This is a genomic window from Sporolituus thermophilus DSM 23256 (assembly GCF_900102435.1).
GTDB classification, from domain to species: Bacteria; Bacillota; Negativicutes; order Sporomusales; family Thermosinaceae; genus Thermosinus; species Thermosinus thermophilus.
Window position 1 is genome coordinate 1 of record NZ_FNBU01000026.1, and the last position, 26844, is coordinate 26844.

A 26844-nucleotide genomic window follows, 5' to 3' on the forward strand; every position below is an offset into this window, starting at 1 on the left:
CATATGGCATTTTCTCAGCGCTTTATATACTACCATAGCTTAAACTTTATAGTCAAGAGGGGGCAGTCTGTATATTTTCTATAACGTTAAAATCAACTTTTAGCAGGAAAATGTACAAATAACACGAATAAATGTCTTGAATTTCAACCGGCGAAGATAGATTTCGCCTGTTCTGACCTGAAGGTCATACTTTAATTATTAGTTAAAAAAAGCATAATAACAACTCAGCCAGGAAGGCTTTTTCTCATGAAGAGAAAGCTTTTCCTGGCTTTATTATTGGATATGGAAGGAGGGATTTAGTGACGACTTCCAGCAAGCTGACGACCAGCGCCGTTTTTATTACCTTCGGGGTAATCCTTCCCGTCGCCTTTCACTATGTAGGAGCAATGGGCCCTGTATTTTTGCCAATGCATATCCCCATTCTTATTGCCGGACTATTTTTAGGCGCCAGGGCAGGATTTCTTACCGGCCTGATTACGCCCGGGCTTAGTTCGCTGCTTACAGGAATGCCGCCTTTAATGCCAACGCTGCCAATTATGACGGTCGAGCTAAGCATCTATGGACTGATCGGCGGCTTCTTGTATCGACAAAAAGGACTGCCGCTTTTGTTGGCGCTGGTTGGTGCTATGATCACGGGCAGACTGGCGGCCGCTGTCATAGTGTATATATTAGCCATGACCGTACATATCAAGCTACAGCCGCTCGCGTATCTTTCAGGCGCTGTGCTGACAGGGTTGCCAGGCATAGCTATTCAGCTAGTCCTTATACCGCTGATTGTTAACAGACTAAAATCCGTTAATTAAGTCAAGGAGGAACTTATGAATAAAAAGAAGCTCGCAATCAAGGTCATGCTCGCATTGTCGCTGGCGACAACGCCAGCTTTCGCCTCCCAGATCCCGAGCTATGACATGGGTGAAATTATCGTTAGCGCTGATGCTTACAGACTGACAACTGATACCGAAACAATTAACATAAAAGTAGTCAGTCCCGGAAAAACAACCAGTATACCAGACATCTTGCGCCAAGTTTCCGGCATAGATGTTCAGCAACGCACGCCTTACGACAACCAAGACGGAACCGTTAAATTGCGCGGTTTCGATACCAGGCGGTTTACCGTATTAGTGGATGGCCGGCCGGTAAATATGTCGGGTGTCATGGGCGGAAATTATGTGGACTGGAACGCCATTCCACTTGATCAAGTAGAAAAAATCCAAATTATTAAAGGAGCCAAAACTGCCCAGCACGGCAACACCTTGGGCGGTGTCATCAATATTATCACCAAAGAAGTGCAAACAGCCGGCGGGATGCTGGAAACCGGCGTTGGGGAGAACGGACAGTATCAGTACCGGCTGCATTATGGCGCCAGTTCCCATGACCTGGCCTGGAATATCTATGGCAGCAAGTTCGGCCGTGACGCCTTTTTGCGCAACAACAGCTATGATGCCGACCAATACGGATTTACCGCCAAATACCGCATTAGTCCCGGTGACAGCCTAAAGGCAAATTGGCACAAAACAAAAGAGCATCACGGCATGATTATTCAAAACTATCCTGGTGTAACATTTGGTTACGACCCGGGTTACCCTCAGATCACAAATACTGATGCAGAGAAATTTCTCGGCGGCATAATCCCATCTCCAGGGTCATTTTGGGAAAAAGACTTAACTACCTATGACGCAACCTGGAGTCACAAGACTACACAAGGTTTTATTGACCTGACCTACTGGAAAAACAACGAAAAACGCCGCGAGGTAAACTACTCGTCCGGTGCCGTATCACTAGACCGCACAGTAGTCACTGACTTGTCGCGCGGCTGGCAATTAAAAGGCGAACAGACAGCCGGTCGCAGCACCTATGCTTACGGCGCCGAGTACAAACAGCTCCGCTACGGTTACGGTTGGTATAATGTAGGGTCAGGTATGGCTCTTAATCCTTCACAAAAGGTAAACTTATTCGGGAGCTACATAGAAAAAACTTGGTCGCTTGATGACCGCTGGACAGGCAACATCGGCCTACGCTACGATAAGATGACCGGTCGGCCTGATGCCGCTAGTGACATACTCAATGTAGATCATAACGCCCTGTCGCCCAAACTAAACTTTTCGTTCCGCAACGACCAGCAAACCACCACCTTCATCTCAGTCAACCGTTTGTGGCGTTCGCCGTCGATGGCGGAATTTTACTGGTGGTCGAAAAATTACACCAGCACAGATCCGAAGGTTATTGGCGATGGCCTGATGCTCAATCCCGAAAAAGGCTGGGAATATGAACTGGGCGTAGAGCGCAAGGTGTTTCCCCAGCTTACGACCAAACTCACCGCTTACTATCAAAATATAAATGACTACATAAACTTTACTCACCAATATCCGTATTCTTGCTATAATATTCCCAAGGCCAAGCTCTGGGGCTTTGAGTGGGAAAACAGCTACCAGCTAAATCAGGCCGCACGCGTATTTTTAACTTACACCAACCAACATACAAAAAAAGAGGGCATAGACCCAAGCGACAATCTTGGTTTACGCCACGAATTGGACTATCGTCCGCGGCATAAAGCAACGCTGGGCTACCAGTACGACGCCAAACCCTGGCACATTCGCTACACTGTTGACTATACCGGTGAGCAATCAGCCAACTACCCCTATGGAACCTCCGGTATCATCAGACTTGGCGGCTACGTTGTCCACGACCTGGCTGTCACCCGCGACCTAGCGGCAGATAGTTCGCTTACACTGTCTATAAATAATCTCTTTGACAAACATTACGCCGAGCAAAACAACTATCCCATGCCGGGTCGACTGGTAAGTGCCGTATACCGGTATAAACTGTAAGGTGAAACAATCTCATGAACAGCGAACAAGCCTTTTTCAACCAACTCGCACAGTGGTGGGATGACCTCCGCTGTGCCGATGATAACAAAATTGCCGCTTTGGTCGCTATGATTGGCATCAATACAGGCGACACCGTCCTTGACGTGGGTTGCGGCACCGGTATTTTGCTTCCCTTTCTCAAAAAAGTTTTAGGTGAAACCGGAAACATTACCGCTATAGATTTTGCCGCCAATATGATCACCCGCGCCGCCGCTAAACATCGCCATCTTAGCGGCATTACCTATGTTACCGGCGATATACTTGACTATCAGCCACCCCAGGCTTTCGACAAAATTATTTGCTTTAACTTTTTCCCGCACGTTAAAGACAAAACCGCTTTTCTGGCGAAAATGAAATCCATGCTGAACACCGGCGGCATACTGGTAATCATGCATGATTTATCGCGCCAGGCGGTTAATGCTATTCACGCCGGCAACACAACCGTACAAGACGACCGCCTGCCGCCTAGCGATATAGTGGCGCAAATGTTACAACAGGCCGATTTTTCCGTACTTGCCGCCGTCGATAACGATGAATACTATTTTATTAAAGCTAACGTGAACAAGTAATAAAACCCCTGGAGATTGGCTAACCCACTCCAGGGGTTATTTTTATCGCCGGCCGCGCAAAACTAGTGGTCGCTTAGCTCGTGGCGGCTGCAGGATTTCGGCAAAAATTACCCCATTGACCAGCAGGGCGTTGTTTAGCTTGCCCTCCCACGGGGATGTTTCCGGTGCTTTCGTGAGCGCCGGAACATGCACTTCCGGCGGCAGCTGCGGCTTAACAGGCATCGCTGGCAACTTCGTGGCCCCTTCTTGTCCGGTTGGTTCCGGCGCGGGCGGCACAGGCTGCGGTATATGCGGGTATTCATACTTTTGGTGCTTCCTGCGCTTTAAGAGTTCAGGTAAAACGTAAAGCACCAACATTAAAAGAATTAATAATCCGAAATCCAAAACACTCACCTACTTTTTCGGCGGTTCATCAGCCTTTGCCGGCGTTTGAGCCATCACCGGGCCGGCTTTGGCAATAGTTTCACGCATTTCGGTATCGGCCATTATATTGTTCATATTGTAATAATCCATTACCCCCATCCGCCCTTCGCGCAGCGCAATAGCTAAAGCACGCGGCACTTCGGCCTGGGCTTCCGCCACTTTGGCCTGCATTTCCTGGGTAAAAGCTTTCATTTCCTGCTCTTTGGCCACAGCCATAGCCCGCCGCTCTTCCGCCTTAGCCTGGGCAATGCGTTTTTCCGCTTCGGCCTGGTCGGTTAACAACTCAGCGCCAATGTTGCGACCTACATCGACGTCGGCAATATCAATCGACAAAATTTCAAAAGCCGTACCGGCATCAAGTCCTTTGGCAAGAACAGTGCGCGAAATATGGTCAGGATTTTCTAATACTTCCTTATGGTCATCAGCCGAACCGACGGTTGTGACAATTCCTTCGCCAACCCTGGCCAGAACGGTTGCCTCGCCGGCGCCCCCAACCAAGCGGTCAATATTTGCCCGCACGGTGACCCGTGCTTTTACCTTGAGCTCAATGCCATTTTTAGCCACAGCGGAAACAATGGGCGTTTCAATTACTTTGGGATTTACACTCATTTGCACCGCTTCCAGAACATTACGCCCTGCAAGATCAATGGCCGCGGCTCGCTCAAAGGTGAGCGGGATTTGCGCGCGGTGAGCCGCAATCAGGGCGTCCACCACCCGGTCAACGTTACCGCCAGCAAGATAATGGGCTTCCAACTGGTTGACGTTTACGTCCAGACCTGCTTTGTTGGCCTTGATTAACGGCAGGACGATTTGGGCCGGCGGGACTCGCCGCAACCGCATGCCAATTAAGGTCATAATACCGACGTGAACACCGGCGGCCAGCGCCGATATCCACAGTCCAAGCGGAACAAAATGGAGAAATAAGGCGATACCGACAATGAAAAGAAACAAAACAAAAATGGGGCCGATTAATTGAATCATTTACCGTTCCTCCTCATCATTTATTGGTCTTACAACGATACGACCGCCATTGACGTTTATCACCTTAACCTTTGTTCCTGGCGGTACATATCGCCCTTCGGACAGGACGTCAAGCTGGGTGCCTTCAATCTCTATCATCCCCGCCGGGCGCAAAAAAGAAATAACTGTCCCCGTTTTGCCAACAAACTGGCTATAATCGCGGGCACTAACGAAGCCGGCTTGTGTCGTCTCACTCTCCTTAAGCACCAATCTGGCCCACAGTTTGCTGGCCGGAAGGCGCTTTACTATTAGCAGAAAGATGATAACAGCCAATATAAGACTACCGGCTAAAACATTGAGAGCGAGAAAGCCGCCGCCCAACGTAAGAAAAAAACTGGCTAAAATGGCGACAATACCCGTAAGACCAAATAGTCCAAAACCGGGAACGTAGAGTTCCATAGCCAACAAAATTAAACCGCCAATAAATAGCAAGATTTCCAGCCAGCCCGCAAAACCCGTCAGCCACTGACTGCCAAAGAAGAGCAGCGCAGCACCAAGGCCTAGCAGGGCGGCCACACCTATGCCCGCGGTCTTGATCTCAGTCAGCACCGCGAGAAAAATAATAGATAACAGCAGTGATTTAACCGTCGGGTCAGACAACCATCCAGCCGCCCGTTCCGTCCACCCCGGCGCGTACTCTATTAAGGGAGCGTTCGCCAAGCCGTAATGCTTGAGTACAGTCTCACGATCAGGCGCCACCAAATCGGCATAGCCGACTTGCTGGGCTTGGTAATCGGTGAGCGCCAAAATCTGGCCGGGTTGAGCATACCCTGGCAGGCCAAGCGTTTTGTCCACCATGGCTTCGGCGATGCGGGGATCCCGGCCGCGTTTATTGGCGGTCGCGGCAAATTCAGCCTTTAATGCGGCAATGGTTTTTTCCGTTGCCGGTATAGGCTCAGCCGCCCCCAGACTGCCGCCAGGAGCAATGACAATATGTTTATGGGCTAAGGCGATAAGGGCCCCCGCCGACCATGCCCGGTTCTTTATGTAACAAATAGTGGGCAACGGATAATCAATAATAATGTCTCTAATCGCAACCGCCGGATCGACCAAACCGCCAAACGTATCAATCTCAACTAGGACGGCTTGCGCTTTTTGGGTTGACGCCTCGGTCAGCACCCGCCGCACCAATGCTGCCTGACTGGCGTTAATTTCACCCTTGATGGGTATGAGGAGTACGGGCTGGCGCTCGTCGGCGGCCAAAACGTTTGGCCCGGCAAGGGAAAATATAAATATAAGCAGAAAAACAACTGCTAACAGCTTATACCGCATACCTTACACCTGCCCTCCCCCTGTCTTCCTTACTCTATTCGCTAAAGACAGCAGACATTCCTATCTTTTTTCGTAAACCAAAGACTGTTTTGAATAATCATCCAATGCTTTTCGGGTCTTGACTTGTCGAAACTTGTATGATATTGTTGTGACGGTGAAGCACATTTATACGCCATAATCACTATTGTTTTTAAACAACAACATACGCCTAACAAACTATCTACTCAATATTGAACAAGCTGGTTTATCCGTTACAGTAACAACGTCCGATAACTTGCTATTGCGCTTCACCTGGAATAAACAGACAGGGCCGTCTGACCGCCTGTCTGTTTATTTTTTATAATATAAAATCCGGCACTCCATTAGAAGTACCGGATTGGTTATTATTGATTCAATAGTTCGCGGACAATAGCGTTGACTGTCTTACCATCAGCACGACCTTTTACTTTCGGCATCAGTACCGCCATGACCTTGCCCATATCCTTGGCGCTAGCTGCCTGCGTTTGGGCAATGGCTTCCATCACCAAGTCCCGAATCTCCGCTTCGCTTAACTGTGGGGGAAGGTATTGCATCAGAATGGCAATCTCTTGTTCTAGGTTTTCGACCAAGTCGGGGCGGTTGCCTTTTTGGAACTCTGCGATAGAATCCCGCCGCATCTTAACTTCTCTGGAGATGACTTCCAGGACTTCTTCGTCACCAAGTTCTTTTTTTTGGTCGATTTCCGCATTTTTGATGCTGGCGCGTACCATGCGAATGACAGAGAGACGCAATTTACCGGCCTCTTTGTCTTTCATGGCCTGCTTCATGTCTTCTGTAAGCCTATCCTTGATCGACATAAATACCTCCGTAAAGAAGGTTAACCTTTATGTTTACGTTTCCGGGCCGCCTCGGACTTTTTCTTGCGTTTTACACTCGGCTTTTCGTAATGCTCGCGTTTTCTGACTTCGGATAATACGCCCGCTTTTTGGCAAGAGCGCTTAAATCTACGGAGCGCGCTGTCCAATGTTTCGTTTTTGCCAACTCTGACTTCTGACATCTATCTCCCTCCCTCCACACCAACCTACGGGGAAGTATGTTTGCTCAAACATACACCTAACTATTATACTCAAACTGACAAACATTGTCAATGTTAGCCTGGAGGCCATGTCATGAACCTACCTCCTAGGATGTGGCAGTGGAGGTGGTGAACTGTTTGTCCCCCGTTATCCTTGGTATTAATGACAACGCGAAAGCCATCTTCCGCCACGCCCAATCGGGCGGCAACTTGCGGAATGACTGTCATAATATGCCCTGCAAGCGCCCTATCTTCCGGTGTGATCTCCAGGAGGTTGGCAATATGCTTTTTGGGAATAACCAGCACATGAACTGGCGCGGCCGGATTAATATCGGGAAAAGCGATGATTTGCTCGTCCTCGTAAACCGGCTGCACCGGCACTTCTTTTTTGGCAATTTTGCAAAAAATACAGTCCTGTTGCATAATGCACCTCCTCTCGCTGGCAAATTAAGTCCGCAATCAACAGTAGATTTTACACCTGTCTTCAAAAATATTCTGCTTATTCCTGCATTATCCTGCCAGTATTGCCACCGATATTAAAATTTTACGCCAGTAATGTCCCCCATAATCCGTCCTTATATGGCTTTTCTAAGCGAACGACGCCAAGGGCACCGACTAAGTCCCCGCCACCGCGAGTGTACACCCGTATATAGTTTCCCGTAAGCCCGTCGACAACACCGTTATTAGCCGTCTCGAACAACACTTCCATCTCGCGGCCGACAAAAGCGTCCAGAAAGGCGGCCGCTCCCTTCTCCGCCACCCGCTGCATTTCCCGGACGCGCCGCTTTTTTTCTTCCTCCGGTACCTGGTCGGGATAAGCGGCGGCAGGAGTGCCGCTTCGCCGCGAATAGGGAAAAATGTGAACTTTGGCAAAGGCCATGCGCTCGACGAAGGCCAATGAGTTAGCAAACATCGCCGGCGTTTCACCAGGAAAACCGACAATTACATCAGTAGTAACGGCAAGGTCCGGCACGCGGCGGCGGATGGCGCCTACCAGGCGGCTATATTCTTCGGTAGTATAATGCCGGTTCATTTTGGACAGAACATGGTCATCCCCGGCTTGCAGCGGCAGATGCAGGTGCGGACACAGCTTAGCGTCACGACGCATCAGCTCGACAAGCCGATCGGACACTTCGACCGATTCAAGCGAACTGAGACGCAGACGCACTAATCCGGTGACACCAAGTACCGTCTCTACGGCGTCGGCTAGTTCCAGGTTGCCGCCCGTATCACGGCCGTAAGCGCCAAGGTGAATCCCGGTCAAAACAATTTCCTTAAAACCGGCGGCGACCAGTTTTTCCGCTTCCCGCCTCACGCTATCTAAGGCGCGGGAACGCAACGGTCCGCGGGCATAAGGGATAATACAGTATGTACAAAAATTGATACACCCTTCTTGAATTTTCAAAAAGGCACGCGTTCGGCCGGGAGCATCAAAAATAGGAATGTCCTCAAACTGCTCCGCTGTCATAATATCAGTTACGGCATTGACTTGCCCGCGGGTTCTGCGCGCCTCTTCCACCAGATCAACGATTCGGCTTCGGTCCTGGGTACCAACAATTACATCTACCTCGGGAATGGCCGCGACTTTGTCCGGCGAAACCTGAGCATAGCAGCCGGTGGCGACAATAACGGCCTCAGGATTGACCCGGGCCGCCCGCCTGATCAGTTGGCGCGACTTTTTTTCGCCTAAATGCGTAACCGAACAGGTATTAATAACATAAACGTCGGCCGGCTCGTCAAAGGAAACGATTGTATACCCGCGCTGCTTGAATAGTCCTTCGATAACTTCGGTTTCAAACTGATTAACTTTACAGCCTAGCGTCGTAAAAGCCGCCCGCGGCATAATTACCCCTCCAAATCGTTAGGTTCCGCCTAAATCGCCCCGCTCATACAGCACCGCGGTCAGCGCGGCAAGCGCTGCCGTTTCGGTACGCAAAATGCGCGGCCCCATCGTGACGATATGGGCGCCGCGCTGCCGGCAAAGCAAAACCTCATCGGAACTAAACCCACCTTCAGGGCCGATTAGCAGCAGATAAGACTCGCTCGTTGTCATCCTCAGCGCGTCTTTAAGACCTCGCGCCGGGTGTCCCTCATACAACATAAAAACAGTTTCCGGCAATGTCATTTTTAGCAGCGCAGATAGCGTCTGAACGGGAGCTATTTCCGGCACGGCCGCCCGGCCGCACTGCTTGGCAGCTTCATAAGCAATTTTTTGCCACCGCTCCCGCCTGGCGGCTTTTTTTTCCGTATCGTACCGCACGACCGTATGTGCCGTCTCAACAGGCAAGATCCGGCTTACGCCAAGCTCTACCGCCTTCTGGATAATATATTCCATCTTATCGCCTTTTGGCAACCCCTGAGCCAGCCATACCTCGACTGGCGGTTCCTTTGTCTCGGTAAGGGCTTGCCGGCAGGCCACCTTCACGCTGCTGCCGTCCACGGCAACAATTTCCGCCTGGCAGGCTTGTCCATCCTGGCCCACCACCACAATACAGTCACCGGGCTTCAGCCTAAGCACCCGCGCAATGTGATGCCCGTCATCACCGGTGATTATCATCTCGGGGGTCAGCGGACCAGGAAAGAAAAAACGCCGCACCCTAATCGCCCCCTCTGCGAACGGCAATGGCCGCCCAGCCGCCTTCCTCGACAACGCGGTCGATAACCAAGCCCTGCGCCAGCATGGCCGCCGTTACGTCGCCGAGCCGCTCGGCAATGACGCCGCTGGCGATAAACACGCCGCCTTCCTTTAATTTTTGGGGGATGTCTTTAACCAACCGGATAATCACATCGGCGATGATATTGGCAACAACCACGTCGGCCGTTCCGGTCAGCCCTGTAAGCAAGTCGCCCTGGGCAACCTTCACGATATGCGAGACGCCGTTTACCGAAGCATTGTCAGCCGCCACGTTGACCGCAACCGGATCTAAATCGACGGCATAAACAGCGCCAGCCCCCAGTTTGGCGGCGGCAACGGCCAGGATGCCCGACCCGGTGCCCACATCAAAAACAATGTCACCGGGCTTTATGACATCTTCCAGGATACGGATGCACATGGCGGTAGTATGGTGCGTCCCCGTCCCAAACGCCATCCCCGGGTCAAGCTCAACGACGATTTCGCCTTCGGCTTGGTTATATTTTTCCCATGATGGTTTGATGACAATTTTTTCGCCCACTTTAATCGGGTGAAAATAGTTTTTCCACGAACTGGCCCAATCTTCTTCCTGCACTTCCTGCCAGTAAATATGCCCGCGCCCTTTGTTTAACTGATACCGGGAAAGTTCGTTGACCCGTGCCTCAAAGAGGCGGAGTTTGTCATCCAAATCATCGTCCATCGGCAAATAAGCTTTAACGGTAACAATTTCTGGGTTTTCCGCCTCCGGTAGATCGCAATAATCCCACGTGCCAGACCGGCGGTAGGCATTGATGACCTCCGGATCCTCGATAACAACCCCGCTGGCGCCTAACTCGTGAAAAATATTGGCCACCGCTTCGGTGGCCTCATGGGTTGTCTGAATACTGATTTCAGCCCACTTCAAGCATAATCGCCCCTTTTCAGTTACGATCCCAAAAAATCTTTGACCTTCTTAAAAAAACTCTTTTGCTCCGGATTGATATTTTCACCGCTCGCACGGGCAAACTCCATTAAAAGCTCGCGCTGACGTTCGGTCAGGTTCTTGGGAGTAACCACTTTTATCCGCACATGCTGATCACCGCGGCCATGGCCTCTAAGGTGCGGAATGCCTTTGTCCTTGAGACGAAAAGTCGTACCGGACTGAGTACCTTCGGGAATTTTAAGACTGACCTTTCCGTCCAGGGTGGGCACCTCGATTTCGTCACCTAAGGCAGCCTGCACAAAACTTATCGGCACTTCGCAAATGACGTCGCTGCCTTCACGTGTAAACAGTTTATGCGGTTTTACAAAAATATAAACATACAAATCTCCAGGCGGTCCGCCGCGTACACCTGCCTCCCCTTCGTAAGCGACACGCAAGCGGGATCCGCTGTCAACACCGGCGGGAATTTTGACTTTTATAGTACGCTTATTGCGTACTCTGCCCCGTCCCTGACAATCTTTGCAAGGCGTACGCACAATCTTGCCCTCGCCGCGACAGCGGGTACAGGTCTTCACGTTAACCATGCGGCCAAAAGGAGTATTTTGGACAATCTGCTGCTGCCCTGTACCGCGGCACTGCGGGCATGTCTCGGGATGGGTTCCCGGGGCGGCGCCGGAACCGTGACAAGTGGGACATTCTTCGGTACGGGGTACCTGAATTTCCTTCTCAACCCCAAAAGCGGCTTCTTCGAAAGAAATTTCCAGGTCATAGCGCAAGTCGGCGCCTTTTTCCGGGCCGGTGTGACGAGCGCCAAAACCGGCCTGACCGAAAAACATATCGAAAATATCACTGAACCCGCCGGCGCCAAACCCGCCAAACCCGCTAAAACCGCCTGCCCCGGCGCCTTGGCCGGGGTCAAAGGCGGCATGACCGAACTGGTCATACTGTGCCCGCCGCTCGGGGTCGGACAAAACTTCATAGGCTTCGTTTATTTCTTTAAATTTCTCCTCTGCCTCTTTAGGATTATCACGGTTGACATCAGGATGGTACTTCCGTGCCAGCTTGCGAAAGGCCTTTTTTATTTCGTCCTCGGTCGCCGTCCTGGGCACGCCTAATACTTCATAATAATCTCTTTTGCTCACAATTCACCATCCCAAACTTTGGCTCTCTACTTTTTGTTCTCGTCGTCTACTACCTTGTACTCTGCATCTACTACCTTGTCGTCGCTTGGGGTGCCTGCACCAGCCGCGCCCGGGCCAAATCCCTGAGCGCCCGGCGTGCCCTGACCGCCCGCTTGGCTATACACGGCGGCCGTCAGCTCATACAGCGGTTTGGTAAGCTCTTCGGTATCGGCCTTGATCTTCGCGATATCATTGCCCTTCAGGGATTCTTTTAGTTTGTCGATGCCTTTTTGCACTTTTTCCACCAGGGCTTTATCGGCCTTGTCGCCCATCTCCTTGATGGTTTTTTCGGCCTGGTACACGAGCGAGTCGGCATTATTGCGTATTTCGGCCTCCTCGCGGCGCTTTTTGTCTTCGCTGGCATGGGCTTCCGCTTCCTTGACCATCTGCTCGATTTCTTCCTTACTCAGGCCGCTGGAAGAAGTGATGGTGATCTTTTGCTCTTTGCCGGTACCAAGGTCTTTCGCCGATACATGGACAATACCGTTGGCATCGATGTCAAAGGTAACTTCAATGCGGGGAACACCGCGCGGTGCCGGCGGAATTCCCGAGAGTTCAAACCGGCCGAGCGTTTTATTATAAGCAGCCATTTCCCGTTCGCCCTGCAGGACATGAATCTCAACAGAGGACTGATTATCGGCAGCCGTGGAGAAAATCTGGCTCTTGGAAGTGGGAATGGTCGTATTGCGCTCAATAATCTTCGTAAACACGCCGCCTAGCGTCTCAATCCCCAAGGATAGGGGCGTTACATCGAGCAGCAGTACATCCTTGACTTCGCCAACCAGTACGCCGGCTTGAATAGCGGCGCCAATGGCCACACATTCATCGGGATTCACGCCGCGGTAGGGTTCTTTGCCCAGGAACTTTTTAATCGCTTCCTGAACAGCCGGAATACGGGTCGAACCGCCAACCAAAATAACCTTGTCGATATCTTTGGGCGTCAGTCCCGCGTCGCTCAAAGCCTGGCGGGTCGGCCCCATCGTCGCTTCAACCAGGTCGGCCGTCAGTTCTTCAAACTTGGCCCGGGTCAGGGTGACGTCAAGGTGTTTCGGCCCACTGGCATCGGCCGTAATAAACGGCAAGTTAATATTAGTGGTTAATACGCCGGACAGCTCAATCTTGGCTTTCTCCGCCGCTTCTTTGAGGCGCTGCATGGCCATGCGGTCTGCCGAAAGATCAATGCCATGCTCTTTCTTAAATTCAGCAATCAACCATTGCATAATACGCTCGTCAAAGTCGTCACCGCCCAAGCGGTTATTACCGCTGGTAGCCTTGACTTCGAAAACGCCGTCACCCAGCTCAAGAATGGATACGTCGAAAGTACCGCCGCCCAAGTCGAAGACCAGAATGGTGTGGTCTTCGCCTTTGTCAAGACCATACGCCAAGGCGGCCGCCGTCGGCTCGTTGATAATGCGCAGCACTTCCAGCCCGGCGATCGTACCGGCGTCTTTGGTAGCTTGGCGCTGGGCATCGGTAAAATAGGCCGGTACGGTAATGACCGCTTTTGTTACCTTTTCCCCGAGGTAAGCCTCGGCGTCTTGCTTGAGCTTTTGTAAAATCATGGCCGAAATTTCTTGCGGCGTATATTCTTTATCATCAATACGAACCTTGTGGCTCGTACCCATATGCCGCTTTATGGAAATAACGGTGCGTTCCGGATTAGAAACAGCCTGACGCTTGGCCAGCTGGCCAACCAGCCGCTCGCCTGTTTTGGAAAAGCCGACGACGGAAGGAGTCAACCGGCTGCCTTCGGCATTAGGAATAACAACAGGCTCGCCACCTTCCATAACCGCTACGACAGAGTTAGTAGTGCCCAAATCTATACCGATTACTTTAGCCATTTCTATTCCTCCTTAATTTATTAGGAATTGTTAACTACTTTGACCATGCTGGGACGAATGACTTTACCATGAACCATATAGCCTTTTTGCAGCACCTCAACTACCGTATTGTCCCGCCGATCAGGGTCTTCGACCCGCATGATCGCCTCATGATATTGAGGATCAAAAACGGCGCCCGCTGCTTCAATCGGCTGTACCCCCATCTTTTCCAAAGCCTGGATAAACTGGCGGTAAATCATTTCTACCCCGGCGCGGAGGGCCGCCGCGTCTTCCGTCGCCGTGGTGAGCGCCCGCTCAAAGTTATCCAGTACAGGCAAGAGCTGTAGCACAATGCCTTCAGTTACCACTTTGGCTAAATCCTCTTTTTCCTGACGGGTGCGGCGGCGGAAGTTATCAAAGTCGGCTTGCAGCCGCTTGAGCCGCTCCATCGTTTCTTCTTGAAGGCGGTTTTTCTCGGCGATAGAGGCAAGAAGCCGTTCCACGTCTTCCTGCTGGAAGCTAACCTCTTGGCTTTCTATCCCTTCCTGTTCTTTCGCTTCTGTTGAGTCTGCCCCCGCCGCCATTTGCGGCTGGGGTTCGGCCCCCGCCTGATTGATCGTCTCCTCGCGCTTTTCGCCCATGCTCACTACATTTCACCTCGTGCTTAAAAGTCCGGCATGCCGGCCGCGTCGTTGCCGGCCGCGTTTTTTCCGGCAGCAGCGCCTTCCTCTTTCTTTTTTATAATAGTATCAATACGCAGAATTGCCACTGCCACTTCGCCAGCTGCTTTAATGGCGTGCAGCTTAACAGGCACTGGATCGACGACGCCCCGCTCCAGCATATCGGCTACCTCGCCTGTGTCGCAATCAATGCCCAGCGAGTCACTGCCCTTGGCCGCCTGGGCTGCTATAACCTCCTCAACCTTTTCCAGCGGATTAAACCCGGCATTCTCGACAATTTGGGCCAGTGGCCGCTTTAAAGCATTAGTTACACAGTCCACACCATAAGCAGCCATGCCTTTAATTTCTTCCCGCGCTTTTTCCACCGCCCGGGCAAGGGCGATTTCGCAGGCGCCGCCGCCGGGAACGTAGCCGCCCTTAATTGCCGCCTGCACACTGGACGCGGCATCTTTCGCGATACGCTCGCGCTCACCCACAACTTCTTCGGTAGCCGCCCCCACTAAAATGGTGGCCATCGGCTTGCCTTGGCCGCCAAGGATACGGACATGCTCGAGCTTCTCGTCTTCGTAGACGCGCTCGGCATAGCCGAGATATTTCTCAATATCGGTAAGGTCTTTCTTCAGGCCGGTGCGTTTCATCATTCGCGCCCCGGTATGCTCAGCCGCCCGCCGCAGATCTTTGGCCGGCACACGCTGGATAACCATTACGCCGGCATCGGTCAGAATTTCGTCGGCGTCATCATGGACGCCCCGGTCAACAAGCACGAGCCTGACCCCAAGGTCAACGATTTTACGCACATTCCGCTTGAACTCATCTTGAAGCTCTATGTACCGTTTAAAACCTGACTCGGTGCTAAGAGCTTCATCGCCGATTTCCTCCGGCTCGAGCGCATCGTCAATGATCAGCACCTTGACGTCCGTAAGTTCTTCCGGCATTTCTTTGTTCATGCGCTCTTTATCAACGATGACGCCCATGAATACTTCATTTTCGGCGCCTTCTTCGGCCGTAATGATATCCGAAAGTTTAAAGTTTGGTTCGCATAATTTTTCTACACCAATAAGGCGTGCTGCGGCTACCACCAGGTCGGCGATATCCGCATGTTCCCGGCCGGCAATCATGGCGATATTCCGCAAAACAGGATCGTTTAAATCGGTTACCTTGCGGCCCCGCCGCTTTATTTCCTCAATCGCCCGGGCGACGCCGTGCCGGACCCCTTCGATGACCCGGGCCACCGGGACGCCCCGCAATACCTGATTGACACCTTCGGCAACAAGCCCGCCGGCCATGATGGTTGCCGTTGTTGTTCCATCTCCCACCTCGGCCTGTTGGGCTTTAGCAATATTAATCAGCATCTTGGCGGCAGGATGGTTTACATCCATCTTGTCTAAAATGGTTACTCCGTCATTGGTAATAATGACTTCGCCAAAACGGTCCACGAGCATGGTATCGAGCCCTTTCGGGCCAATCGTTCCCTCAACGGCCGCCGTAATGGCCCGTACCGCGTTAGCATTGGTAAGCAGCGCCGCGAGACGTTCATCTACTTCCGCGCCGCTGCCAGCTTGCTTAAGATTCATATAGCCAATTCCTCCCATAGGTACGGGCGGCATTTATGCCGCCCTAAATTCCGTATTTTTTCAAGATTTGTCCCAAATGCCGATGCATGAATTCCAGCACCGACATGATTCGACCGTATTCCATGCGAGTAGGACCCAAGACAGCCACTGTGCCAACTACCTGTCCGTCGACGCGATAGGTAGCTTGCACCATGCTGCAGTCATGAATGCCGGTATATTTGTTCTCCCCGCCGATGGTGACAACCACTCCGTCGCTTTCCTGCATATGCAGGATATCGACCAGAAGCTGCTCTTCTTCCAGCATGGCCAGCAAAGCTCTGACCTTATCCACATCGCGGAATTCCGGCTGGTCCAAAACCTGGGTAGTTCCGCCGGTATACACCCGGTCTTTTCTTTCTACCGCCAGCGCATCCTTAATAAACTCTAACGCTGTTTCAAAAAGAGCGCGGTTGGGGATAATATCGTGCTTAATTTCCCGCAAAAGGGAAGATTTTATCCGGTCAAAAGCCAGACCGGCCAGCCGCTCGTTGATGGCACCAGCAATTTTCTGTAGTTCCGGAAAGGCGATACCATTAGGTATTTCAATAATTTTGTTTTCCACAAAACCGGTATCGGCAACGACAACAAGAATGGCGCGACGCTCGTCCAGCGGCAAAAACTGCATATATTTGAAGGCACATTGTGAAAACTGCGGCGCAAGCACCAAGGAAATATTGCGGGTGATGCGCGACAGAATTTTCGCCGTTTCCTGGAAGACCTCTTCCAGCCGCCGCACCTTTGTTTGATACCAGCGCTCAATCAGGGCAATTTCTTTTTCCGACAGCGGTTGAGGCGCCAGCAAACAATCAACATAAAAACGATAGCCTTTGGCCGAAGGTATACGGCCGGCAGAAGTGTGGGGCTGTTCGAGATAGCCTAATAGTTCTAAATCGGCCATTTCATTGCGAATAGTAGCCGGACTGACCCCCAAGTTGTACTTGCGGGCAATTGTGCGCGACCCCACCGGCTCAGCGGTAGAAATATAATCATCGATAATGGCCTGAAGAATTTTCCGCTTTCTCTCGTCCACCCCTTGCACCTCCTCTTGTTAGCACTCGTTCGATTAGAGTGCTAATACCTAATTAAAACATACCACCATGACCTGCTGCTGTCAAGATAATCCTGTAAATTCAAGCCTTGTCCGGCAAAAAGGACGAAAAAACAATATTACCGAATTTCATCCCCAAGTCGGTGAGGCGCAGCCTGTTGCCGCAGCGTTCTACCAGCCCGCGCTGCGCGAGCGTGTCAATAGTGGCGCGGTACGCATCCCAAAAAGAGATACCGAAACGTTCCTGGAATATTCCGCTATCAAGCCCAGCGGCGGTGCGCAGGGCCAGAAAAATAAATTCGGCAATCTGCGTTTGTCTATCCAATACTTCCCGCTCCTGTATGGCCAAAGCACCCTTGCGCTGCGCCTGGATATATTCTGTCACGTGGGGTGTATTAGCCCAACGCACTCCGTCTACGAAAGAGTAAGCGGCGGCGCCTAGCCCCAAGAAAGGCTGATAGTGCCAATATTTGAGATTATGGCGGCATTCGTAGCCTGGCAGGCAGTAGTTGGAAACTTCATACCGGCAGTAGCCCGCCTGCCGTAGAAAGGCAGCCGCAAAGTCGTACATTGCTTCTTCCTCGGTCTCATCAGGCAGAGCAAGCTTACCGGCAGCATGGCTTACAGCGAAAGGGGTGCCATCCTCTACTTTCAGGCCGTACACCGAAAGGTGTGGCACCCCAAGTTCTGTAGCCCGGCTTAGACTGTCCGCCACGTCCGCCTGGCGCTGCTCGGGCAGGCCATACATTAAATCAAGGTTGATGTTGTCAAAACCGGCGGCTCGCGCCAGTTCAACAGCCTCAATCCCCTGCTCAGCCGTGTGAACGCGCCCGAGCAGGGGCAAAAGGCGCGGAACAAAGGTCTGAACACCGAAACTCAGGCGATTTACCCCCCAAGACCGCAGGGCCTTAAGGAGCGGCAAATTTACCGTGCCCGGATTAGCTTCGACGGTGATTTCAACGGCCGGTTCCAGCGAAAAAGTGGCAGTAAGACTGGCAAACAGCCGGCCTAAGAGTTCGCCTGGCAGTACAGTAGGCGTGCCGCCGCCAATATAGACGGTGTCAACAACCCAGCCGGAAAAGCGGCTTTTTTGCTCGGCAATTTCCCGGCACAAAGCGTCAATATAGTCCTGATACAGGTGCGTTAGATTGTCATAAGAAGGAAAGTCGCAATACAAGCACTTTTGCCGGCAGAAAGGAATATGGATGTAAAGCCCGAGTTTCATGGATCAATCCATTTTCAAAATCGCCATAAAGGCTTCCTGCGGCACTTCTACGCTACCAACCTGTTTCATGCGCTTTTTGCCTTCTTTTTGTTTTTCCAGCAGTTTGCGCTTACGGGTAATATCGCCGCCGTAGCATTTGGCAAGCACGTCCTTGCGGAGAGCGCGAACCGTTTCACGAGCAATGACCTTATTGCCAATCGCCGCCTGAATAGGGATTTCGAACATTTGCCGTGGGATAATTTCTTTCAGTTTTTCCGCCAGCTGCCGCCCGCGCGCCTGGGCCCGGTCGCGATGGACAATTATGCTCAGGGCATCAACGGGGTCGCCGTTGAGCAAAATATCCAGCTTGACGAGGTTGGACGCGCGATAGCCAATGAGCTCGTAATCAAGTGACGCGTAACCCCGGGTCGCTGACTTAAGACGGTCAAAATAGTCATAAATAATTTCGCTAAGCGGTAGTTCATAAGTCAACATCACACGCGTCATATCAAGGTACCGCATATCTTTAAACTCGCCGCGTTTTTCCTGCGACAGCTCCATAACCGCCCCCACAAAGTCATTGGGAACGATAATACTGGCACGAACATACGGCTCTTCAATATGGTCAATTTCTTGCGGCGCAGGCAGCCGTGCGGGATTGTCGATATCCAAAATTTCCCCGTTTGTCTTGTATACTTTGTAAATTACGTTCGGCGCCGTAGTTATCAGCGTCAAGTTATACTCGCGCTCCAGGCGCTCCTGAATGACGTCCATATGCAATAGCCCCAAAAAGCCGCAGCGGAAACCAAATCCCAACGCAACGGAAGTTTCGGGTTCAAAGACAAGCGAGGCGTCGTTCAGCTTGAGTTTTTCCAGCGCGTCGCGCAAGGCGTCATAATCGGAGCTGTCTACCGGATACAAGCCGCAATACACCATGGGCGTAATCTTGCGGTAACCAGGTAGCGGCTCGGTGGCCGGATTGTCAGCATCGGTAATGGTGTCCCCGACGCGCGTATCTTTGACGTTTTTTATGCTGGCGGCAACGAAGCCCACCTCACCGGGCCCCAGTTGGTCCACGTTGGCTAAGTAAGGACGGAATACCCCTACTTCGGTGACTTCGAACTTTTTATCGGTCGCCATCATTTTAATCTTCATACCGGGAGCGATTTTACCATCCATTACCCGCACATAGGCGATGACCCCTTTATACGAATCAAAATGCGAATCGAAAATAAGCGCCCGCAGAGGTTTGGTGGCATCGGTGCGCGGCGGCGGAATTTTTTTAACGATGGCCTCCAGCACATCTTCAATGCCAATGCCCGCCTTGGCGCTGACCAGTACGGCTTCCGACGCGTCGAGACCGATTACATCCTCGATTTCCTGCTTGACCTTTTCCGGATCGGCGTTGGGAAGGTCAATTTTGTTGATAACCGGGATAATTTCCAGGTTGTGTTCAAGGGCCAAATAGACGTTGGCCAAGGTTTGGGCCTCAATACCCTGGGATGCGTCAACGACGAGCAATGCTCCTTCACAGGCCGCCAAGCTGCGCGAAACCTCATAAGTAAAGTCAACGTGTCCCGGTGTGTCGATAAGGTTAAGCATATAAGTTTGTCCGTCCCGGGCGGTATAATTAAGCCGGACAGCCTGGGCCTTAATGGTAATGCCGCGTTCGCGTTCCAGCTCCATCTGGTCCAGCACCTGATCCTCCATTTCCCGTTCAGACAGCGCACCGGTATATTCTATTATGCGGTCAGCAAGGGTCGACTTACCGTGGTCAATATGCGCGATAATGGAAAAATTGCGGATATGCGACGTATTCATTGCAGGCTCCTCTCGAAAACGTACATAGGTTGCTTCCAATAATTATATCATTGGCTGTTTAGCGCCTGCAAGCCTCTGGGAAACACTACCCTCCTTCGCCAGGCGGCGAAAAGCCGGATAATGGTTTAAGAAGTCCGGCGAGCCGATCTCGCCATTCACGCATTAATTGGCCGGCTAGCGTTAAATAGGGGCGTAGCGTGGCAGCATACTTTTCCAGGTCGCGTTTGGTCTTGATTGCTTCAGCTACAAATTGATCCCGCCAGGTCTTTAACCAATAGACGGTCTCGTTGAGATCCAGATAAACCACGGTAGGCAGGGTCAGCCGGGTACTATTGTATTCAAAGATTATTTCCCCACCGGTAGACTTTATCTTCCCGACCGGGTAAAGCGCCGAAAATTTGGCCGCCTGGCCAAATAAGTAAACCCCATATCCCCCATTTTCCCGGCGAACGTTTACGACCTGAACAAAATTGCGATGCTGGGTCATATTATTCATCTGATATTCCGCCGCCGAAACACCGGCAATAATAACGGCCAGCATAACGAGCAGCCCCCGCAGGATGACCTTCGCATCGGCTAGACTCAACCGGACTAACATCTGTCGCCCTCCTCCCTACCAAATAAACATGTCACGAGCAGGGCAAGTTTATACATTCCCAAAAAAACTCCCCCTAAAAGGCGCTGTCGGCCCTCCAGAGGGACTTTCCGGTTAATTATTATTCTCCGCGATAATTTCCGCCAGCACATCGCCAAACAACTCGATACTGCGCATGGCTTCCTCCTTGCTGTTGTCTTGGCATCCTACCTCAATCAGCAGGGCGCGGGGATGAAGGTGCTGATTGTAACGCCAGTCAACAAGCTGAATACCCCGCGATAACCCTGGGAAGTGTTGGTTGAGCTTAGCATCAATTAATTTAGCAAAGGCGTGGTTTTGCTGCCAATGGGGCTGAACCAGATCTTGCTGTCCGGTTGCCACAACGATGGTAATTCGCGCTAAGGTCACGCCATTAATCTCAGCAACTGAATTTTCTCGCTTATCGGCGTCCCGGTGAATATCAAAAATCATTTGGATGGAGGGATGGTCGGCCAGCATTTTCTTTACCGTATTTTCCGATGGACCGTAAGCTTTCATAAAGCTTGGATAATCATGAACGGCCGTGCTGTGGACCGCTTTGATACCATGCTTATCTAAGCGGGCGGCAAGCGCTCTGCCCACATCGACAATATCCCCCGTCTGTCCACCGCGTTTATGGGTAACACCTGAACTGGGAACAAACGATTCGGAAGTGTGTGTATGGTAGATACCAACCAGCGGCTTTCCAGGCAACAAAAAAGTCTGCGGATCGAACTTGGGAAAATTGGGCAGACTTTTCGCGCTCACCATGGGGGTGCTTGATTTAACTGCGGCAAGCAGCGGAATTTCCATCCGCAGCAAAGACTTGCTGTCGCCGATATCTATATTGGTAAGAAATAAAACAATCCTCCCTAAAAAGGTTTGCGGCGTTAGCTCTACCGCAACCTTTACGGGCTGTGCCGTTTTTGATATTCCTGGAATACTGGCAAAAAATATTTCCCGCCATTTAGGGGTTTCCGTGCCGGCACTGGTACTAACCGGCAGCGCCGCCGCATGAAACGTCCAGTATCCTGCCGCAATAACCAAGAACAAAGTTGCAACACACAAAGTAATATAAAGAGGTTTTATTTTGGAATGGTATCGCCGCCGTCTGCTCAAACTTGCTGCCCCCTGTCTTGTGTTTACATACAATGTATATGCTTGACGGCAAAGCGATATTACTTCCTTCCTACCCGCTAATGGAGGTAAAGGTGAATATTTTCGTAGTCAATGTGAGGGTGCATTGCCTGGTTGATACCCCCAGCCACCACATTGGCGATGTCGTTAATAAGACGGTCGATTTCTTTTGGTGTCACCATGAGATCGCCCAACGTGTCAGGCAGCACCTGACGAACAATAATCTGCCGGTCCTGGTCGGTTAGATTGGCCATGCTCCGGAAATAGCGGGCAAAGGCGGCATGTTCCTGTAGGGTGGCGATGGTATCCATGGCGATGGTGGAAGCGTGGACCACGGTAGGAACACCGATAGCAATGACCGGCACCCCAAGGGATTGCTGCGTAAGGCCAAAGCGTTTGTTGCCTACGCCGGAACCAGGATGAATACCTGTATTGGCAATCTGCACGGTGGTTATGACGCGATGGCTGGATGCCGCCGCAAGGGCATCGATGGCTATGACCACATCAGGCTTTACGCGGCTTACGATACCCTGGATAATCTCGGCGGTCTCCATACCGGTTATGCCGAGCACGCCGGGAGCAATGGCACACACGGAACGGACACCGTCTTTTAACTCAGGCGATAGCATTTCCTGGAGATGTCTGGTAACAACAATTTTATCTACCGCCCGGGGCCCCAATGCATCAGGGGTCACATTCCAGTTTCCCAGCCCCACCACCAAAGCTGTGCTATTACGCGGCAGCTGTACGAGCTGTCCCAGTTCCTGAGCCAGAAAATTCATGACTTTTTTCTCAAGAGGCGTATTTTTGTACCGTAGTCCAGGCGCTTCAATAGTAATATATGTACCCTGCAATTTGCCCATCATCCGTTCCGCCTCAGGCGTGGTGATGTTAACCCGGGTAATAAGCACATCCTCGTCTTCAGACGTTTCGACAATGACGCCAGGTATATCTTCCCGCACGCGGCGGGTTAAAACCTCTCTTGCTTCCAGCGCCAAGTCTGTTCGCGGGGTAAAAGTTGCCTGCTGCATATCCTTCCTCCTCGGCTTAATCGTCTACCTATCCATTTTCTGATGAAATTAGCGTGTCCGGAACAAAAAAAGGCTATACAGGATCTGCTATGCTAACACCAAGGACCTGGAGAGAATTTTGTGTAGTCTGGGAATTGTTGCTTGCATTTTAGTTTTGTCCATGCTAAAATGTTTTAAGCGACACGGTCAAAGGAGGTGAAACACTTGCCGAATATCAAGTCTTCCATTCGCAGCGTAAAAACCGATGCGGAACGCCGCGCCCGCAACTTCCCGGTGAAAACCGCTATTCGTACCATTTCCCGCAAAGTTGCCGAAGCGGTTCAAGCCGGCCAAGTAGAAGAGGCTAAAACCCTCCTGACCAAAGCCAGCAGCATAATCGACAAAGCCGCCGCTAAAGGCGTTATTCATAAAAATGCCGCGGCCCGGAAGAAATCTCGTCTGGCGCAAAAAGTTAACGCACTGGCCCAATAATACGAAATCCCTGTTCCTAGAAGAACAGGGATTTTATTATTTATCGGCATAAATCGATTATAATCTTGTCCAAGCTAAAAGCGCCGGCCCGGCCGGACTTAAAAGCGCGGTCCGCGGCCGCTAATGCCACGACCGCTTCCTTCAGACGCCCGACGGTAAACTGCCGGCTTTGGCGAGCAAGTTTTTCGCCTACAAAGGGATGAATACCCAGTTTTTCCGCGATCTCGCGCGCCCCCAACCCCTTTTCGGCTAATTCTTTGGCCTGCCACAGCATCCTCACCTGGCGGGCCAAAAGAGCCACTAACCGCACCGGGTGCTCGCCTATTGCCAATTGGTCGGATAATAATGAAAGGGCCTTGCTGACCTGTTTCTGGGTTATAGCGTCAACGAGCGCAAAAACGGAAACTTCTGGTACGGCTGACAGAACTTCCGCCAAATCCTGGCGCGTAATCACCGTGCGGTTCTCTGTATACAAGGCAAGTTTGGCAAGTTCCCCCGCTAAAAAACCGAGCGATACCTGCGGCATCATACTAACCGCCGCCAAAAGGTGTTCCAAGGCATCAGGGGCGATCTTCTTGCCCGCTGCCGCCAGCTTGTCTACGAGCCATCCGCGCAGTTCCTTTACCTTTAGCGGCGCAAGTTCGACCGCTGCCCCTCGTTCTTCTATGGCTTTGAACAATTTACGCCGTTTATCCGCCTTCTCGGTTGTCTGAAAAATAAGCAGGGTGTATTCCGGCAAGTTAAGTACCAACCTGAGGATACGTTCGGCATCGCGGTCGCCAACGTCGCCTTCGTCGGTATTTTTGCGACCGGCCCGGAACAAAGCCGTTTCCCTGACGACTACGACATTTTTGCCGCCCAAAAATGGCGCCGTTTCCACCACGGCCGTCAATTCGGCCGGCGCCGGGTCGCCATCAAATATAATGAGATTGGTTTCCCGCTCCGCCGGCGATAGAGCGGTGTTTATAATAGCCGCTTCTATCTCCCGGGCAAGGTAGACTTCCTCGCCGTGCAAAAGATAAACCGGCAGCACCCGGCCTGACCGGATCTGCCGCACTGCTTCTTGATAATTCATCGCTGTCCTCCCCTATTTGGGCCGGCTGCAGGGCCATTGCTTGCATAAGCACTCACCGTAAGCGTCTTGCCATCTGTAGTAAATAATACGGCACCATCCCGATCCGTACGGTAAACTTTGACGCCCTGGCTGTCCAGGCGGGCCAGCGTCTCCGGGTGCGGGTGCCCAAAACGGTTTTGATAACCAACGGATATTACGGCATACTGTGGCGACAGGGCGGCGAGAAATTCCGGTGAGGTTGACGTTTTCGAACCATGGTGTCCGACTTTTAAAACGCTGCAGGGCGCGAGACCACTGGCTACCAGGACCGTCTCCTGCGCCTTTTCCAGATCGCCGGTAAGCAAAAAACTATGACGACCGTAATCCACCCGGACGACAACGGAAGCTTCATTCCTGGCGGCGCCGCCAACCGGCGCATGAACAACTGTTAGGGAAACACCGTCGATAATAATATTTTGCCCGGTAAAGGCCGGAACGGCAACCGCGGCTTTCTTGCCCCTCAGAAAAGCCTGCATCGCCGGCGAAATCCGCTCCTCTTGCGCCACCAGGGCCGTTCTGACCGGCAGGGACGCAGCGATAGCGGCAGCGCCGCCGGCGTGATCGCTATGGCCATGGGTCAAAATCAGATAATCAAGAGCCCGGATGCCGTGATGGCGAAGATAAGGCAGCACCACCTGTTCACCGACGTCAAAACCGTCGACATCGCCGCTTTTGCCACCGGTATCTACTAATATGGCCCGCCGGTGCGGCGTTGTTATTAAAGTAGCATCACCCTGCCCAACATCGATAAAATGGACCCTGACGGGTCGGGGATACCACAAAGCAACAGCAAGGCAGACAGCGGCCACCAGGCCAGCCACTGCGACCGCCTGGGGCCACTGCCGTACCACCGCCGGCAGGGATGGCAAAATGCCAAACCGGTACCCGTACACCCAGGCTATAAAAAAATAATATATGAGACCGGCCCAAATTGTAAAGGGCGGCAGATAAACAACACCGCCGGGCATAGCGGCCAAAAATGCGGCCAGCTGCACCACGGCGCCGATTGCCAGCCCGCACAAGGCCAAGAGGACTTTTGCTCCCCAGCCGGTAAACAGACTGACCAGGCATGCCGCCAGACCCAAAATTACTACACCCTCCACAAGGGGAACAATGATAAGATTGGCGAGAAAAGCGCTTAAGGACAAAGTATTGAAATACCAGGCCAGAAAAGGCAGTACGCCTAGCTGGGCCGCCAGCGTCACCGCAAACGGCCCGGCCAGCACCCCCGGTAAAAATGAGGTCAATACCGTCAAGGTCTTACGGTAAAGAAAAACCAGTCCGGCCGTAGCGGCGAACGACAGTTGAAAACTGATATCATAAAGCAGGGCAGGTTGAACGGCTAGCATAGCCAGAGCCGATAAGGACAATGCCGTGGGCGCATCCTGTTCCCGGCCGGCGGCCAGCGCCGCTAACGCCGTTAGTCCCATCAAACCCGAACGGACCACCGGTGGAACCAGGCCCGCCAGCATCATATAAAAAAGAACCGTCACCGCCGCCAGGGCGGCACTAAAACGTGGGCGTAACCTGAGTACCCTGCCCAGCCACAGGGCTACCCCGGCCGCTAAAGCGATATGTGTTCCCGATACCGATAAAATATGGATTATGCCGGTTGCGGCGAAGTCGGCAATGACTTCTTTCTTGATTCCCTCATAGCCGCCAAAAACAAGCCCGGTAAGAATCGCCGCATCGCCGGGCGGCAAGGCGGCGGCGATTTGCCCTTTCAGCGCCTGGCGCCACGCATGTAGCCGCCCGTGCCAGGATAAAGCCGGCGCCGGTGTAACTACCACTTTGCCGGGAGAAAGGAGTATTGCCGTAATGCCCTGACGTTTAAGCGCGGCTGCCCAATCAGCGGCACCGGGATTTTGATAGCCGCGGGGCGCAGCTATTATCCCGGAAACAGTAATCTTGTCGCCGTATCCCGCCACCTTCTGGTTCGCCGGCTGGCGGACGGTCACGATAATGCCGCCCCTAACCGTTTTACAATCCTGCTCCGTTTGAACCGACTCGGTCTCCAGGCGGTACCGCACTTTCACCTGGTCGTCGCCGACCGGCGTTACGCGCGGCGGTTCGGCGACCATACCGGATAAGACCACGCTGTTTCCGGCATAGCGGCTGATATCATTCGCCGGCAGCATATCGGCATGCAGAAAGCGGACGATCCCGGCCACAAAAAACAGCCCGGCCAGCAGCCAGGCCGCACGGGCGGGGCTGCGGCTTGCCTGCCAGGCAGCAGCCAGCAAGAACGCAATAAAGGAAATAGCCAGTACCGGCCAGGGCCAGTTGGCTAGATCAGCTGCCCATATTCCGGCAGCAAACGCGGCAGTTATGAAAAGCGTAAGATTCCGCATC

At 52.2% G+C, this 26844-nt stretch carries 25 protein-coding genes; 4 read left to right on the forward strand and 21 right to left on the reverse strand.

Annotation, left to right across the window (positions count from 1 at the left end):
• Positions 1-299: 299 nt before the first annotated feature.
• Genes BLQ99_RS12640 through BLQ99_RS12650 form a run of 3 tightly spaced genes read left to right on the forward strand, consistent with a single transcriptional unit; the run spans position 300 to position 3436 of the window.
• Positions 300-803, forward strand: coding sequence for an ECF transporter S component (locus BLQ99_RS12640; protein ID WP_093691538.1), 504 nt, complete (start codon positions 300-302; stop codon positions 801-803).
• A gap of 15 nt (positions 804-818) precedes the next feature.
• Positions 819-2828: a TonB-dependent receptor plug domain-containing protein gene (locus tag BLQ99_RS12645; protein ID WP_093691540.1), complete on the forward strand. Its 2010-nt coding sequence runs from the start codon at positions 819-821 to the stop codon at positions 2826-2828.
• Positions 2829-2842: 14 nt separating this feature from the next.
• The gene (locus BLQ99_RS12650; RefSeq protein WP_093691542.1) at positions 2843-3436 is read left to right on the forward strand and encodes a class I SAM-dependent methyltransferase; all 594 of its coding nucleotides are present in this window, start codon (positions 2843-2845) and stop codon (positions 3434-3436) included.
• Between the two features lie 42 nt (positions 3437-3478).
• On the opposite strand, the gene BLQ99_RS14820 is transcribed toward BLQ99_RS12650, so the two are convergent.
• The 19 genes from BLQ99_RS14820 to gpr all read right to left on the reverse strand — a co-directional run bounded on the left by BLQ99_RS14820 (position 3479) and on the right by gpr (position 22907).
• Positions 3479-3667, reverse strand: a complete 189-nt coding sequence (locus BLQ99_RS14820; protein WP_143005907.1) for a hypothetical protein — start codon at positions 3665-3667, stop codon at positions 3479-3481.
• Positions 3668-3829: 162 nt separating this feature from the next.
• Positions 3830-4840, reverse strand: coding sequence for a flotillin-like protein FloA (gene floA, locus BLQ99_RS12660; protein ID WP_093691546.1), 1011 nt, complete (start codon positions 4838-4840; stop codon positions 3830-3832).
• Positions 4841-6151, reverse strand: a complete 1311-nt coding sequence (locus tag BLQ99_RS12665; RefSeq protein WP_093691548.1) for an NfeD family protein — start codon at positions 6149-6151, stop codon at positions 4841-4843.
• A gap of 383 nt (positions 6152-6534) precedes the next feature.
• Positions 6535-6987: a GatB/YqeY domain-containing protein gene (locus BLQ99_RS12670; protein ID WP_093691550.1), complete on the reverse strand. Its 453-nt coding sequence runs from the start codon at positions 6985-6987 to the stop codon at positions 6535-6537.
• Positions 6988-7007: 20 nt separating this feature from the next.
• The gene (rpsU, locus tag BLQ99_RS12675; RefSeq protein WP_093691552.1) at positions 7008-7187 is read right to left on the reverse strand and encodes a 30S ribosomal protein S21; all 180 of its coding nucleotides are present in this window, start codon (positions 7185-7187) and stop codon (positions 7008-7010) included.
• Positions 7188-7280: 93 nt separating this feature from the next.
• A complete protein-coding gene (locus tag BLQ99_RS12680; protein ID WP_093691554.1) occupies positions 7281-7628 on the reverse strand; it encodes a histidine triad nucleotide-binding protein in 348 nt (115 codons plus the stop codon).
• 121 nt (positions 7629-7749) lie between these two features.
• The gene (gene mtaB, locus BLQ99_RS12685; protein WP_093691556.1) at positions 7750-9048 is read right to left on the reverse strand and encodes a tRNA (N(6)-L-threonylcarbamoyladenosine(37)-C(2))-methylthiotransferase MtaB; all 1299 of its coding nucleotides are present in this window, start codon (positions 9046-9048) and stop codon (positions 7750-7752) included.
• A gap of 18 nt (positions 9049-9066) precedes the next feature.
• Positions 9067-9801, reverse strand: coding sequence for a 16S rRNA (uracil(1498)-N(3))-methyltransferase (locus tag BLQ99_RS12690; RefSeq protein WP_093691558.1), 735 nt, complete (start codon positions 9799-9801; stop codon positions 9067-9069).
• Position 9802: 1 nt separating this feature from the next.
• Positions 9803-10741, reverse strand: a complete 939-nt coding sequence (gene prmA / locus BLQ99_RS12695) for a 50S ribosomal protein L11 methyltransferase (RefSeq protein ID WP_093691560.1) — start codon at positions 10739-10741, stop codon at positions 9803-9805.
• Between the two features lie 20 nt (positions 10742-10761).
• Entirely contained in the window at positions 10762-11901 is a 1140-nt protein-coding gene (gene dnaJ / locus BLQ99_RS12700; protein ID WP_093691562.1) for a molecular chaperone DnaJ, read from the reverse strand.
• A gap of 26 nt (positions 11902-11927) precedes the next feature.
• Complete coding sequence (dnaK, locus tag BLQ99_RS12705) at positions 11928-13781, reverse strand: molecular chaperone DnaK (protein WP_093691563.1); 1854 nt, start codon at positions 13779-13781, stop codon at positions 11928-11930.
• A 20-nt stretch (positions 13782-13801) separates the two neighbouring features.
• Positions 13802-14401: a nucleotide exchange factor GrpE gene (gene grpE / locus BLQ99_RS12710; RefSeq protein ID WP_093691565.1), complete on the reverse strand. Its 600-nt coding sequence runs from the start codon at positions 14399-14401 to the stop codon at positions 13802-13804.
• 23 nt (positions 14402-14424) lie between these two features.
• A complete protein-coding gene (locus BLQ99_RS12715) occupies positions 14425-16014 on the reverse strand; it encodes a TCP-1/cpn60 chaperonin family protein (protein WP_093691567.1) in 1590 nt (529 codons plus the stop codon).
• Between the two features lie 43 nt (positions 16015-16057).
• On the reverse strand, positions 16058-17083 hold the full coding sequence (gene hrcA / locus BLQ99_RS12720; protein ID WP_093691569.1) for a heat-inducible transcriptional repressor HrcA: 1026 nt from the start codon (positions 17081-17083) through the stop codon (positions 16058-16060).
• Positions 17084-17183: 100 nt separating this feature from the next.
• Positions 17184-18326 (reverse strand): radical SAM family heme chaperone HemW, encoded by a 1143-nt coding sequence (gene hemW / locus BLQ99_RS12725; RefSeq protein ID WP_093691571.1) that lies wholly within the window; start codon positions 18324-18326, stop codon positions 17184-17186.
• A gap of 3 nt (positions 18327-18329) precedes the next feature.
• A complete protein-coding gene (lepA, locus tag BLQ99_RS12730; protein ID WP_093691573.1) occupies positions 18330-20126 on the reverse strand; it encodes a translation elongation factor 4 in 1797 nt (598 codons plus the stop codon).
• Positions 20127-20211: 85 nt separating this feature from the next.
• On the reverse strand, positions 20212-20724 hold the full coding sequence (locus tag BLQ99_RS12735; protein ID WP_093691575.1) for a hypothetical protein: 513 nt from the start codon (positions 20722-20724) through the stop codon (positions 20212-20214).
• 111 nt (positions 20725-20835) lie between these two features.
• A complete protein-coding gene (spoIIP, locus tag BLQ99_RS12740) occupies positions 20836-21858 on the reverse strand; it encodes a stage II sporulation protein P (protein ID WP_245690482.1) in 1023 nt (340 codons plus the stop codon).
• Positions 21859-21935: 77 nt separating this feature from the next.
• On the reverse strand, positions 21936-22907 hold the full coding sequence (gpr, locus tag BLQ99_RS12745) for a GPR endopeptidase (protein WP_093691577.1): 972 nt from the start codon (positions 22905-22907) through the stop codon (positions 21936-21938).
• A gap of 204 nt (positions 22908-23111) precedes the next feature.
• Between gpr and rpsT the strand changes: the two genes are divergently transcribed.
• Positions 23112-23378 carry a 30S ribosomal protein S20 gene (gene rpsT / locus BLQ99_RS12750; RefSeq protein ID WP_007289460.1) on the forward strand — a complete coding sequence of 89 codons (267 nt, stop codon included), beginning with the start codon at positions 23112-23114 and terminating at the stop codon, positions 23376-23378.
• Positions 23379-23418: 40 nt separating this feature from the next.
• On the opposite strand, the gene holA is transcribed toward rpsT, so the two are convergent.
• Positions 23419-24453 carry a DNA polymerase III subunit delta gene (holA, locus tag BLQ99_RS12755; protein ID WP_093691579.1) on the reverse strand — a complete coding sequence of 345 codons (1035 nt, stop codon included), beginning with the start codon at positions 24451-24453 and terminating at the stop codon, positions 23419-23421.
• Complete coding sequence (locus tag BLQ99_RS12760) at positions 24450-26843, reverse strand: DNA internalization-related competence protein ComEC/Rec2 (RefSeq protein WP_093691581.1); 2394 nt, start codon at positions 26841-26843, stop codon at positions 24450-24452. Before BLQ99_RS12760 ends, holA begins: the two co-directional genes overlap by 4 nt.
• Position 26844 lies beyond the last annotated feature (1 nt).